General features: G+C 74.5%; 9 protein-coding genes, 1 pseudogene and 1 riboswitch. Of the genes and pseudogenes, 5 read left to right on the top strand and 5 right to left on the bottom strand.

Features of this window, described 5'->3' with window-relative positions; all coding sequences use genetic code 11:
* Positions 1-8: 8 nt before the first annotated feature.
* Genes ACRYM6_RS02650 through ACRYM6_RS02630 form a run of 5 tightly spaced genes read right to left on the bottom strand, consistent with a single transcriptional unit; the run spans position 9 to position 5,749 of the window.
* On the bottom strand, positions 9-1,205 hold the full coding sequence (locus ACRYM6_RS02650) for an SfnB family sulfur acquisition oxidoreductase (protein ID WP_432540939.1): 1,197 nt from the start codon (positions 1,203-1,205) through the stop codon (positions 9-11).
* Positions 1,202-2,581: an LLM class flavin-dependent oxidoreductase gene (locus tag ACRYM6_RS02645; RefSeq protein ID WP_432540938.1), complete on the bottom strand. Its 1,380-nt coding sequence runs from the start codon at positions 2,579-2,581 to the stop codon at positions 1,202-1,204. The genes ACRYM6_RS02650 and ACRYM6_RS02645 overlap by 4 nt, the downstream gene beginning before the upstream one ends.
* Before the next feature lie 26 nt (positions 2,582-2,607).
* Entirely contained in the window at positions 2,608-3,426 is an 819-nt protein-coding gene (locus tag ACRYM6_RS02640; protein WP_432540937.1) for a carbohydrate ABC transporter permease, read from the bottom strand.
* Positions 3,423-4,376, bottom strand: a complete 954-nt coding sequence (locus tag ACRYM6_RS02635; RefSeq protein ID WP_432540935.1) for a carbohydrate ABC transporter permease — start codon at positions 4,374-4,376, stop codon at positions 3,423-3,425. Before ACRYM6_RS02635 ends, ACRYM6_RS02640 begins: the two co-directional genes overlap by 4 nt.
* A complete protein-coding gene (locus ACRYM6_RS02630) occupies positions 4,373-5,749 on the bottom strand; it encodes an ABC transporter substrate-binding protein (protein ID WP_432540934.1) in 1,377 nt (458 codons plus the stop codon). Before ACRYM6_RS02630 ends, ACRYM6_RS02635 begins: the two co-directional genes overlap by 4 nt.
* A 222-nt stretch (positions 5,750-5,971) precedes the next feature.
* A riboswitch (SAM riboswitch) is annotated at positions 5,972-6,062 on the bottom strand.
* A gap of 1,425 nt (positions 6,063-7,487) precedes the next feature.
* On the opposite strand from ACRYM6_RS02630, the pseudogene ACRYM6_RS02625 reads away from it, so the two are divergent.
* The 5 genes and pseudogenes from ACRYM6_RS02625 to proB all read left to right on the top strand — a co-directional run.
* Positions 7,488-9,194: pseudogene (locus ACRYM6_RS02625) on the top strand (Rne/Rng family ribonuclease); the annotation flags it as partial.
* Positions 9,195-9,668: 474 nt separating this feature from the next.
* Entirely contained in the window at positions 9,669-9,980 is a 312-nt protein-coding gene (gene rplU / locus ACRYM6_RS02620) for a 50S ribosomal protein L21 (RefSeq protein ID WP_106207786.1), read from the top strand.
* Between the two features lie 6 nt (positions 9,981-9,986).
* A complete protein-coding gene (gene rpmA, locus ACRYM6_RS02615) occupies positions 9,987-10,241 on the top strand; it encodes a 50S ribosomal protein L27 (protein WP_106207788.1) in 255 nt (84 codons plus the stop codon).
* Between the two features lie 141 nt (positions 10,242-10,382).
* Positions 10,383-11,897, top strand: coding sequence for a GTPase ObgE (obgE, locus tag ACRYM6_RS02610; protein WP_432540932.1), 1,515 nt, complete (start codon positions 10,383-10,385; stop codon positions 11,895-11,897).
* A complete protein-coding gene (proB, locus tag ACRYM6_RS02605; protein WP_432540931.1) occupies positions 11,894-13,039 on the top strand; it encodes a glutamate 5-kinase in 1,146 nt (381 codons plus the stop codon). Before obgE ends, proB begins: the two co-directional genes overlap by 4 nt.
* Positions 13,040-13,056: the final 17 nt, after the last annotated feature.

The raw sequence follows: 13,056 nt of genomic DNA, 5'->3' as shown, positions 1-13,056 counted from the left end.
GGTTCTCCTCACACCCACCCGTTCGCGGGCGGGAAGACGTCGAGCAGGGCGTGCCGGCCCAGGTGCTGGAGCTTGGACCGGCGGGGGTCGTGCAGGGTGTGGGTCCGGGCGTTGCGCCAGTGCCGGTCCAGGTTCAGCGGCTTGGCCGCCGCGCGGGTCCCCACCAGGGCGAACACGTCCGAGGACACCGACACCGCCGCGGTGTCGGCGGCGGCGCGGGCCGCGGCCACGGCCAGCGACGCCTCACCGGCCGACTCCTCGGTCAGGTCCGCCCGGGCGGCGTCGATCGCCGACCCCGCCTCGCGCAGCAGCGCGTGCGCCGCCCGGGTGCGCAGCACCAGGTCACCGAACTCCTGGATCACCAGCGGGTCCTGCGCCGCGCTGGGCGCGCCGAACTCCGGCCACGGCCGGGCGACGGTCCTCACCAGCTCGGCACCGTCGCGCAGCGCGGCCCGGGCGATCCCGACGTCGATGGCGGCGTGCAGGAAGTTGCCGAACGCGCCGAACGTCTCGGCCTGCTCGAACATCGTCCCCGCCGGCATCACCCGGTCGGCGTCCACGAGGACCTCCCGGAACCGGACGGTGCCGGACCCGGTGGTCCGCTGCCCCATGCCGATCCAGTCGTCCTCCACGGTGACGCCCGGGTGCGAGGCCTCGACCCACGCGGCCACCAGCCGGCCCGCCGGGTCCTCGCTGCGGTCGGTGGCGTAGATCGGGATCCACGGCGCGAACGGCGTCCCCGTCCCGTAGTGCTTCACCCCGTCCACGAGGTAGCGGCCGTCGGGCTGCCGCTCGAAGCGGATGTCGTACTCCCACGCCGTCCTCGAACCGCGCTCGGACAGCGCGTTCGCGAAGTGCCGGCCCGCCAGGACCTCCCCGTAGAAGAACTCCTGCTGCTCCGGCGTGCCGACGTGGTGGACGACGTCGACGAAGAAGTAGTGGTTCTGCGGGACCTGCCCGACGCTGGAGTCGCCCGTGGCGAGCTCCACGAACACGTCCCCGAGGTCGCGGGCACCCAGCCCGGCGCCGCCGAAGGCCCGCGGGACCGTCAGGCCCAGCAGCCCCGACCGCGCCAGCGCCGCGACCTCGGCGTGCGGGAGCCGCCGCTCGGCGTCCCGCTCCGCGTCGCCCTTGGCCAGCTCCGCGCCGAACTGCCGCGCGACGGCGAGGGCCTCCGCGGCGTCGGCGATGACGTGCGCGCTCACCGGGCCACCCGCTTGTGCCGCGCGGCCGGGTGGTCGTCGCGGACGTGGACCTGCCCCTTGCCGTAGATCGTCTCGCGCAGGGTCTCGCCCTCGTACTCCGTCGGGTAGACCCCGCGCCGCTGCAGCTCGGGGACGACGAGCTCGACGACGTCCTCGAACGTGCCGGGGGTGATGGCGTACGCGCAGTTGAAGCCGTCGACGTCCCCGACCTCCATCCAGCGCTGCAGCTCGTCGGCCACCGTGGCCGGCGACCCGACGATCACGGCGCCCATGCCGCCGATGCCGACCCAGTTCGCGATGTCGCGCGGGGTCCACTTCCGGTCCGGGTCGGCCGTCGAGAACGCCTCGACGGCGCTGCGCACGGCCTGCGTCTCGGCGTACTCCAGCGGCTCGTCCGGCGGGTAGCTCGACAGGTCCAGCCCGCTCCACCCGCCGTACAGGTTCAGCGCGCCGTCGTAGCTGACGTACTGCGCGTAGTCCTCGTACTTGGCCCGGGCCTCCTCGTCGGTGGGCGCGGTGACGATCGTGACGAGCGTGAAGACCTTGACGCTGCGCGGGTCGCGGCCGGCTTCGGCCGCCTGGGCGCGCAACCGGTCCACCCACGGGCGCATCACCTCCGGCCGGGTGGCCGTGTTGAAGATCGCCTCGCCGTGCCGGGCCGCGAAGGCGATGCCGCGCGGGGAGGCGCCGGCCTGGAAGATGACCGGCGTGCGCTGCGGGGACGGGGCCGTCAGCCCGATGCCCGGGACGTCGAAGAACCGTCCGTGGTGCGCCACCGGGTGCACCTTCGCCGGGTCGGTGAACACCCCGGCCTCGGCGTCGCGGACGACGGCGTCGTCCTCCCAGGACCCCTCCCACAGCTCGTAGACGACCTCCATGAACTCCTCGCCGAGCTCGTAGCGGTCGTCGTGGGAGATCTGCGTCGACAGCCCCAGGTTCTTCGCCGCCGACTCCAGGTAGGACGTCACGACGTTCCAGCCGACCCGGCCGTTCGTGTAGTGGTCCAGCGTCGCCATCTTGCGGGCGAAGGAGTACGGCTGCTCGTACGTCAGCGAGACGGTGACCCCGAACCCGAGGTGCTCGGTGACCGCGCCCATGGCCGAGACGGCCAGCATCGGGTCCCCGACCGGCACCTGCGTGGACTCCCGCAGCGCCGTCTCCGGGCCGCCCTTGTAGACGTCGTAGATCCCCAGGACGTCGGCGATGAACAGCGAGTCGAACTTCCCGCGCTCGAGCAGCTTCGCCAGCTCGGTCCAGTACCGGATGTCGTCGAACCGGTGCGACTGGTCGTCCGGGTGCCGCCACAGGCCGGGGGACTGGTGCCCCACGCAGGTCATGTCGAACGCGTTGAGGTGCACTCTGCGGGCCTCGGTCACGGGATTCCCCTCCAACTTCCTGGACGTCACTTGACGGCCCCGGCGGACAGGCCGCCGACGAGCCACTTCTGGGCCACCACCGCGAGCACGTACATCGGGACGATCCCGACGAGCGAGGCGGCGGCCTGCTGGCCGAACTGCACGGTGCGGTCGCCCTGGAACAGCGACAGGCCGACGGGCAGCGTCTGGCTGGAGGTGCTCTGCGAGAACGACACCGCGAACAGGAACTCGTTGTACGACAGGAACAGGCAGATCAGCAGCGCCGCGACCAGGCCGGGGGCCAGCAGCGGCAGCACGATCCGCCGCAGCCCACCGGTCGTCGACAGCCCGTCGACCCAGCCGGCCTCCTCGATCTCGACCGGGATGCGGCGCACGAAACCGTCCAGCAGCCACACCGCGACCGGGACGTTCGCGAGCCCGTTGACCAGGACCAGCCCGAGCGCGGAGTTCGTCAGGTCCGCCTGCTTCAGCAGGTAGTACAGCGGCAGCACCGCGACGATCGGCGGCGCGCAGTAGCTGGCCAGCAGCACCGTCTGCAGCCGTTCCCCGCGCGCCCCCGCGCGGGCCGTCACGTACGCGGCGGGCACCGCGATCAGCGAGGTCAGGACGGTCGCGCCGATCGCCACGACCCACGAGTTCACCAGCATCGTCGACAGCGGCACCGTCGCGAACGCCTTCGCGAAGTTCGACCACACGAACACGCTCGGCAGCCAGCCGCCGTTGGCGATGTCGTCGACGCTGCGCAGCGACAGCGACACGAGGAACAGCAGCGGCAGCAGCGCGACGAACGCGACGGCGGCCAGGACCACGCGCACCCCGGCGCGGTGCAGCGCCCCGGCGCTCACTGGTCGGCCCTCACGGCGCGTGCCCGCAGCAGCGTCACGACCGTGGTCAGGACCCCCACGACCAGGCCGAACACCAGGGTCTCGGCCGCCGCCGTGCCGATCTCGTAGCTGCCGCGCATGCCCGTGCGGAAGATCTCGAAGCTGCTGACGATGGTGGACACCCCCGGACCGCCCTGCGTCACGACCGTCACCAGGTCGAACACCTTCAACCCGATGACGAGCTCGAGCAGCAGCACCGAGAACACGTTCGGGGCGATGACCGGCCACACCACGTTCGTGAACGCGCGCAGCGACCCGGCCCCGTCGAGCGCCGCGGCCTCGCGCAGCTCCTCGGGGACCCCCAGCAGCGCGGCGAACACCAGCAGCGTCACCAGCGGCGTCCACTGCCACACGTGCATGACGACCAGCGCGGAGAAGGCCCCCACGCCGTCACCCAGCGGGTTGGCCCCCGGGAAGCCGAGGACGGAGAACAACCCGCCGAACGCCCCGCCCACCGGGGCGAGCATGAGCTTCCACGCCACCCCGACCATGACGGGCGGGGTGACCAGCGGGAGCAGCAGGATCGTCCCGACGACCCCGAAGCGGGTGCCCCGGGCGTGCAGCAGCAGCGCCAGGAGCACGCCCAGGGCCGTCGCCGCCAGGGCCGCGACGACGGCGAACACGACCGAGCGGACCAGTGACCCGGCGAAGGCGAGGGACTCCCACGCCTCCACGAGGTTGTCGGTGCCGGTGAAGCGCTGCAGCGGCCGGGCCAGGGAGGACTTGGTGACCGCCAGCGCCACGACGAACAGCGTGGGGTAGACGAGCATCAGCGCCAGCCCGGCCAGGCTCGGTGCCGCCAGCCACGTCGAGACGTGCCCGGGGCGGTGCCGCCCCGGGACCGCCCGCCGCGCCGCGCCGCGGCCGCGCTGGCGCGGCAGCGTCCCCCGGTCGTCGAGGAGCTGGGTCATCCGAGGGCCCTCTCCCAGTTCTCCGCGGCCCGGTCCAGCGCGGCCTGCGGCTCGGTCTCGCCCTGGATCGCCAGCGCGAGCTGGTCCACGAGGTCCTGCAGGGCCTTGGGGGAGCCCTGCTGCGACGGCCACGCCAGCGGGTCGCCGTCCAGGCCCTCGCGGATGACGTCGGTCGCCTTCCCCGCCGCCGCCGCGTACTCGGCGGAGTCCAGCACCGTCTTGCGGGCCGGGTCGATGCCCGAGCCGGCCGTGGAGGCGAGCAGGAAGTTGTTCTCCTCGTTCGTCGCCCACTTCACGAAGGCGGCGGCGACGTCCTGCTGCTTGCCCGCCGAGGAGACACCCAGGCCGAAACCGGCGTCCAGCGCCGTGCGCGGCGTCGTGTTCTCCCCCCCGACCGGCAGCGTCACGACGCCCCACTTGTCGACGATCTTGGAGCTGGCCGGGTCCTGGGCCTTCAGGCCGAGGTCGGTCCAGGTGTCGAGCATGGCGCCCTGACCGGCCAGGAAGGCGGAGTTGGCCTGGTCGAAGCCGGTCTGCAGCGGGGTCGGCAGCGCGTGCGGGGAGACGTCGATGAGGTGCTGCAGGGCCGCCAGCCCCTCCTCGCCGGCGAACGCGGGCTTCCCGTCGCCGTCCACCAGCGTCCCGCCGTAGCCGGCGAGGCGGTTGATGAAGGAGCAGCCCAGGATCATCGGCACCTGCTGGGCCTCGACGATCGCCCCGTAGACGCTGCCGCCGGAGTCCTGCGTGATCTTCGCCGCGGCCGCGTCGTACTCGTCCCACGTCGTGGGCGGCTGCACGCCGTACCGGTCGAAGACCTCGGCGTTGTAGTAGAGGACGTGCGTGTCGCCGTCGAAGGGCAGGCCGTAGCGCTTGCCGTCGAGCAGCGTGTACGGGTCGTAGATCGACGGCAGGAAGTCGTCGGTGGCGATGTCGGTGTTCGCGCCGATCCAGTCGGTCAGGTCCACCAGCGCGTCGGCCGCGACCAGCTCGCCGAGGCCGAAGTAGAAGTAGTCGAAGACGTCGAACTCGCCGTCGCCGCCCTGGACGTCCAGGATCTGCTTGCTCGTCAGCTGGTCGTAGGGGATCGCGGTGACCTGCAGCTCGCCGCCGAACTCCTCGGCGAACTTCTTGCCCAGCAGGTCGGTGAAGGCCAGCACGTGCGGCTGGTTGACCATCAGCTTGAGCGTCTTGCCCCGCAGGTCGACCGCCTCCCCGGCGGCCAGGCCCGCTCCGGCGGAACCCTCCCCGCAGGCGGCGAGGGAACCGGTGGCGGCCAGGGCGCTGACGCCGAGGGCGCCGGACAGGACGCGGCGGCGCGAGGCGAGCAGGCGCTGGGTGCTCGTGGGCGGGGGGGTGCGGCGGGGCGCGGACATGGGTGTGCTCCGGGGGTAGGCGGACGTGCGACGTCCGTCGGGGGGTGCGCGCAGGAGGCGGCGCGCTCGCTCGAGGACTCGGGGGAGGTGGCGCGGGCCGGTCAGGCCGCGCGCGACGTCCCCGGGCGCATCGACCCGCCGCGGTGACAGGCCATCGAGGCCGTGCGCGCGAGGTCGACGTGGTAGCGCCGGGTGAGCTGGGTACAGCTGTCCACTGCGAGTCCTCCATCGCCCCTGGCGGGAGCACCTGCCGCTCGCGCGGTGGTTGCTGTGGCGTCAACGAGCCAGGTCTCTCGGCCACTCTGGATGGTGTTGATCCGAATGTAGCGGACGAGGGGTGCCGCTGGCGATGGAACGCCCGCGGCGAGTGCGCAGGGTCACCTCGGTGGGGCTGTGCGACACTGGGCGAGGCCGAGCGTTCCCCGACACCGGGCGCACGGTCCGCCGTCGAGACCGCCGCCCAGCGCGCGGGTCCCGGGCAGCGCCGCGGTCTGGTGGAAGGACCTCGCAGGCGCCCCGGCCCGTTCACCGGACGACGACGACGGTGGCTCCGGGGGGAGCACGCGTCGCGCGACCTCTCCGGTGCACCGAGGACTTCCGTCGGGCGTGGGACGACCCGCCCGGCGATTCCGACCAGGACGCCCGAGCGTCCGCGGGGTTCACCGGTGGAGCGGACGCTGCGGGCGATGCGGAGCACCCCGTGACGACGACACCCGAAGAGACCCCCGAGAACGACGGCACGACGACCGGCGCGACGACGCGGCCGCGCCGCCGCCGCGCCGCCAGCCGCCCCGCCGGCCCGCCCACCCGCGTCGAGCCGGTCGCCGAGCCCGCGCCCGTCGCGGCGCCCACCGAGCCCGAGCCCGCCGTCGAGCCGGTCGCCGTGGAGCCCGAGCCGGTCGCCGAGCCGGTCGCCGAGCCGGTCGCCGAGCCGGTCGCCGAGCCGGTCGCCGAGCCGGTCGCGGTGGAGCCCGAGCCGGTCGTCGCGCCGCGGCGCCGGACCCGCCGCGCGACCCGCACGGTGACCACGCCCGAGCCGGCCCCGGCCCTCGAGGAGGTGGCACCCGCCCCGCAGGCCGCGCCGGAACCCGCCGCCGAGGTGGCCGAGCCCGTGGCCGAGGTGGCCGAGCCGGTCGCTCCGCCCCGCCGCCGCCGCGCCCGCAAGGTCGCCGCGCCCGCCGCCGAGGTGGCCGAGCCCGTCGTCGAGCCGGTCGTCGAGCCCGTGACCGGGTCTGCCGCCGAGCCCGTGGCCGAGCCGGCCGCCGAGGTGCCGGGAGCGGGCGAGCCCGCGCCGGCGGACGCGGTGGCGCAGGCCGCCGCCGAAGACGCCCCCGTCGAGGAGGCCCCGGTCGAGGCGCCCACCGAGCCCGTCGCCGAGCCCACCACCGAGCCCGCCGCCGAGCCCACCGTCCAGCCCGCCGCTGACCCCGCGCCAGCCGACGCCACCGACCTCATGGACGACCCGGTGCTGGTCCGCGCCGCCGGGCTGGCCCGCCGCGGCCGCCGCCGCGCGCCGGCGGCCGAGCCCGTCGAGGAGTCCTTCTCCGACGCCGCCGCCCGCGCCACGGCCCTGTTCTTCCAGGCGCCCGCCGCCGAGACGCCCACCCGCCGTCGCCGCGCCTCGGCCCCGGCCGGCCCGCCGCCCGCCCAGAGCGGGCCCGCGGACGAGCGCGAGGACGAGCGCGAGGAGTTCGGCCCGGAGGGCCTGGACGACGTCGACCCGACCGACCTCGAGGCGGAGGACCAGGGCGAGGACGACACCACCGAGGACGACGCCCGCGAGGAGGACGGCGGCCCGCGCCGCCGTCGCCGCCGCGGCGGACGGGGCCGGCGCAGCCGGGGCCGGGACGCCGAGGACGGCGACGACGCCGACGACGAGGTCCGGGACGACTCCGGCGAGGACGCCGGGCCGCGCGACGACGCCGACGACGAGGGCACCGACGACGGGGGCGAGGAGGCCGACGACGCCGAGGAGTCCTCCGGCTCCTCGCGCCGCCGTCGCCGCCGCCGCCGCCGCGGCGGGTCCGGCGAGGTCGAGGAGGCCTCCACCGACGATCCGCCGAACACCGTGACCCGGGTGCGCGAACCGCGCCGCCCCCGCGGGACCGGCGAGGACGAGATCACCGCGCTGCGCGGCTCCACCCGCCTGGAGGCGAAGAAGCAGCGCCGCCGGGAGGGCCGGGAGGCCGGCCGCAAGCGCGCCATCCTCACCGAGGCCGAGTTCCTGGCCCGGCGCGAGTCGGTCGAGCGCGTCATGGTCGTGCGCCAGCGGGCCGACACGACCCAGATCGGCGTCCTGGAGGACGGGATCCTCGTCGAGCACTACGGCGCCAAGCAGACCCAGACGACGATGGTCGGCAACGTCTACCTCGGCCGCGTGCAGAACGTGCTGCCGAGCATGGAGGCCGCGTTCGTCGACGTGGGCAAGGGGCGCAACGCCGTCCTGTACGCCGGCGAGGTCAACTGGGACGCCGCCGGGCTCGAGGGGCAGCCGCGGCGCATCGAGGCCGCGCTGAAGTCCGGCGACCCCGTGCTCGTGCAGGTCACCAAGGACCCCGTGGGGCACAAGGGCGCCCGGCTGACCAGCCAGGTCTCGCTGCCGGGCCGCTACCTCGTGTACGTGCCGCGGGGGTCGATGACGGGCATCTCCCGCAAGCTGCCCGACACCGAGCGCGCGCGGCTGAAGAAGGTCCTCAAGGAGGTCGTGCCCGCGGGCGCGGGCGTCATCGTCCGCACGGCCGCCGAGGGCGTCTCCGAGGAGGAGCTGCGCGCCGACGTCCAGCGGCTGCAGGCGACCTGGGAGTCCATCCAGGCCAAGTCGCAGAGCAAGAACGCCCCCCTGCTGCTGCACGGCGAGCCGGACCTCACCGTCCGGGTGGTGCGCGACGTCTTCAACGAGGACTTCAGCCGGGTCGTGGTCTCCGGGGACCAGGCGTGGGACGCCGTCCACGGGTACGTCTCCGACGTCGCCCCCGACCTCGCCGACCGGCTGGAGCGCTGGGAGGACGCCGAGCACGACGGCCGGGACGTCTTCGAGAGCCACCGCGTCGACGAGCAGCTCGCCAAGGCCCTGGGCCGGAAGGTGTGGCTGCCCTCGGGCGGGTCGCTGGTCATCGACCCGACCGAGGCGATGCACGTCATCGACGTGAACACCGGCAAGTTCACCGGTGCCGGCGGCACCCTGGAGGAGACGGTCACCCGCAACAACCTGGAGGCCGCCGAGGAGATCGTGCGGCAGCTGCGGCTGCGGGACATCGGCGGGATCATCGTGATCGACTTCATCGACATGGTCCTGGAGTCCAACCGCGACCTGGTCCTGCGCCGGCTCGTGGAGTGCCTGGGCCGGGACCGGACCAAGCACCAGGTCGCCGAGGTCACCTCCCTGGGCCTGGTGCAGATGACGCGCAAGCGCACCGGGCAGGGCCTGGCGGCCGTGCTCGAGGAGCTCGACGCGGCCGCGGACGCCAACCCGGCGCCGCAGCCGTCCCCGGCCCAGCAGAACGGCTCCGGGGGCGGGTCGGGAGGGTCGGGCGGCGGCTCGGCGAACGGGTCGGGCGGCGGGTCGGGCAAGTCCCGCAGCCGGCGCGGGCGCGGTCGCGACCGCGCGGCGGCCGAGGAGGCCCCGGCGACGCCGGAGAACGGCGCGGAGCCCGCCCAGGAGCCGTCCGAGCCCGGGAAGGACGCCGCGGTGCTGGCGGCCATCGCGGCGGTCGCGGCGGCCGGCCGGCGCGAGCGCGAGGCCGCCGAACGGGGGACCGGCGCGGCCGAGCCCTCCGCGGTGGAGGGGTGAGCGCGTCGTTTTGACCCCGGGGGTCGTCCTTCCGTACGCTTACCCCTTGGTGCGCCGTCGTGCGCGAGCCTCCAGCTGCATCCGCAGCTCGGTGGCGTTCCAGTTGTTGACGAGAGAAACGGGTTCGTTGTGGTGTACGCCATCGTCCGCGCCGGCGGCCGGCAGGAGAAGGTCGCGGTCGGCGACGTGCTGACCATCGACCGGGTCCCCGTGGCCAGCGGGGAGACGCTGCAGCTGCAGCCCCTCCTCCTCGTCGACGGTGAGACCGTCACCCACGACGCTTCGGCGCTCGCGGGTGTGAAGGTCGTCGCCGAGGTGGTCGAGGAGGCCAAGGGCCCCAAGATCACCATCCTCAAGTACAAGAACAAGACCGGGTACCGCAAGCGTCAGGGTCACCGCGCGAAGCTCACCCGCGTCAAGATCACCAGCATCGGGGCGTGACGTCAGATGGCACACAAGAAGGGCGCGAGCTCCTCGCGCAACGGTCGTGACTCCGCCGCTCAGCGCCTCGGTGTGAAGCGCTTCGGCGGTCAGGTCGTCAGCGCGGGCGAGATCCTCGTCCGTCAGCGCGGCACCCACTTCCACCCCGGTGCGGGTGTGGGCCGCGGCGGCGACGACACGCTGTTCGCGCTGATCCCGGGCGCCGTCGAGTTCGGCACCCGTCGTGGTCGCAAGGTCGTCAACATCGTCGCAGGCGAGTGACGACGCACCAGTCGTGAACACGAGGGGCGGACCGGATCTGATCCGGTCCGCCCCTCGTCCGTTCCACCCCTCGACCTGCCCCGCAATCGGTGATCTTGCTGGGTTCCACCGCACGATCACCGCCGAGGAGTCCTGAGAGAGATGTCGACCCACTTCGTCGACCGTGTCGTCCTGCACGCGTCCGGAGGTGACGGCGGCAACGGCTGCGCTTCGGTGCACCGCGAGAAGTTCAAGCCGCTCGGCGGGCCCGACGGCGGCAACGGCGGCCGCGGCGGCGACGTGGTCCTCGAGGTCGACCCCCAGGTCACGACCCTGCTCGACCTGCACCGCCGGCCGCACCGCAGCGCGCCCGACGGCCGCTTCGGCATGGGTGACCACCGCAACGGCGGTGAGGGCGAGGACCTGGTCATCGGCGTGCCCGACGGCACGATCGTCCGCTCCGCCAAGGGCGACCTGCTCGCCGACATGGTCGGTGCCGGGACGCGGTACGTGGTCGCCCCCGGCGGCCGCGGCGGCCTCGGGAACGCGGCGCTGGCCACCACCAAGCGCAAGGCCCCCGGGTTCGCCCTCCTCGGCGAGCCCGGTGAGGTCGTCGACGTCACCCTCGAGCTGAAGACCCTCGCCGACATCGCGCTGGTGGGCTTCCCCAGCGCCGGCAAGTCCAGCCTGGTCGCGGCGCTGTCCGCGGCCCGGCCCAAGATCGCCGACTACCCCTTCACCACCCTGGTGCCGAACCTCGGGGTCGTGGAGGCCGGCTCGACGCGGTTCACCGTCGCCGACGTGCCCGGGCTCATCCCCGGCGCCAGCGAGGGCCGCGGGCTGGGGCTGGACTTCCTGCGCCACGTCGAGCGCTGCGTCGCCCTGGTGCACGTCCTGGACGGCGCGAACCTGGAGTCCGACCGCGACCCGGTCTCCGACCTGGAGGCCATCGAGAAGGAGCTCGCGGCCTACACCGTCGACGACGGGACCGTCCCGCTGCAGGACCGCCCGCGCATCATCGTCATCAACAAGGCCGACGTGCCCGACGCGCGGGACATGGCCGACATCGTCCGCGAGGACCTCGAGAAGCGCGGCGACCCCGTGTTCGTCGTCTCCGCCGTCGCGCGCACCGGCCTGCGGGAGCTGTCGTTCGCGATGGCCGAGCTCGTCGCCGCCTCCCGCGCGGCCGAACCGGCCGCGGTGCCGCAGCGCATCGTCCTGAACCCGCCCGCCGTCGACGAGTCCGGCTTCCGCGTCACGCGCGAGGAGTACGGCGACGACCAGGTGCGGTTCCGCGTGCGCGGCGAGAAGCCCCGCCGCTGGGTGCGGCAGACCGACTTCACCAACGACGAGGCCGTCGGCTACCTCGCCGACCGGCTCGCCCGGCTGGGCGTGGAGGACGAGCTCTTCAAGGCCGGGGCCACCCCCGGCGCGGAGGTCGTCATCGGCGACGACGCGAACGCCGTCGTCTTCGACTGGGAGCCGACGATGGTCGCCGGCGCCGAGGTCCTGGGCCAGCGCGGCTCGGACCTGCGCCTGGAGGACCACTCCCGGCCCACCCGCGAGGTCAAGCGCCGGCAGGAGCGCGAGCGCCGGGCGGCCAAGGCCGCCGCGCGCGGGGAGCTGGAGGCCGAGCGCCTGGCCGGGCACTGGACCGCGGACGACGAGAGCGAATGACCGGCACGTCCCCCGTCGCGCGGCGCGAGGACCTCGCGCGGGCGCGCCGCGTCGTCGTCAAGGTCGGGTCGTCGTCGCTGACCACCGCGGCCGGCGGGCTGGACGCCGCGCGCCTGGACGCGCTGGTGGACGTCCTGGCCCGCCGCCGCACCGGCGGTGCGGACGTCGTCCTGGTCTCCTCCGGGGCCATCGCGGCCGGTCTGGCGCCGCTGGGCCTGCCCAAGCGGCCCCGGGACCTGGCCAGCCAGCAGGCCGCCGCCAGCGTGGGGCAGGGGCTGCTGCTGGCCGAGTACGCGCGCGCGTTCGCGCACGCGGGCCTGACGGTGGGGCAGGTGCTGCTGACGGCCGAGGACGTCGTGCGGCGCACCCACTACGGCAACGCCCAGCGCACGCTGGAGCGGCTGCTGAGCCTGGGCGTCGTGCCGGTCGTCAACGAGAACGACACCGTGGCGACCCACGAGATCCGCTTCGGGGACAACGACCGGCTGGCGGCGCTGGTGGCGCACCTGGTGCGGGCCGACGCGCTCGTGCTGCTGTCCGACGTCGACGCGCTGCACACCGCGCCCCCCTCGACGCCGGGCGCGCGGCGGATCGCGTCGGTGCGCGGCCCGGAGGACCTGGCGGGGGTGAGCGTCGGCTCGGCGGGTTCGGCCGTGGGCACCGGCGGGATGACGACGAAGATCGAGGCCGCCGGCATCGCGGTGGCGGCCGGGGTGCCGACGCTGGTGACCTCGGCGGCGCGGGCGGCCGAGGCCCTGGAGGGGCGGGACGTGGGGACGTGGTTCTCCGTCCCGGCCTCACGGCGGGCCCGGCGCAGCACCCGCCAGCTGTGGCTGGCGCACGCGGCGGCCCCGGCCGGCCGGCTGGTGCTGGACGAGGGGGCGGTGCGCGCCGTCCGCACGAACCGGTCCTCGCTGCTGCCGGCCGGGGTCGTGGGGCTGGCGGGCCGCTTCCGCGCCGGGGACCCGGTCGACCTGGTCGACGGAAACGGCCACGCGTGGGCGCGCGGGCTGGTGAACTACTCCTCGGAGGAGCTGCCGGAGATGCTCGGCCGGTCGACCCGGGAGCTGGCCCGGCAGTGGGGTCCGGCGTACGAGCGGGAGGTCGTCCACCGCGACCACCTGGTCCTCCTCGGCCGGTGAGGCACCGGCGGTGCGTC

This window comes from Kineococcus rugosus, assembly GCF_050871975.1.
Lineage (GTDB): Bacteria > Actinomycetota > Actinomycetes > Actinomycetales > Kineococcaceae > Kineococcus.
The sequence above is the reverse complement of the archived record's forward strand: the minus strand, read 5'-3'. Positions and strand labels throughout refer to the sequence as shown.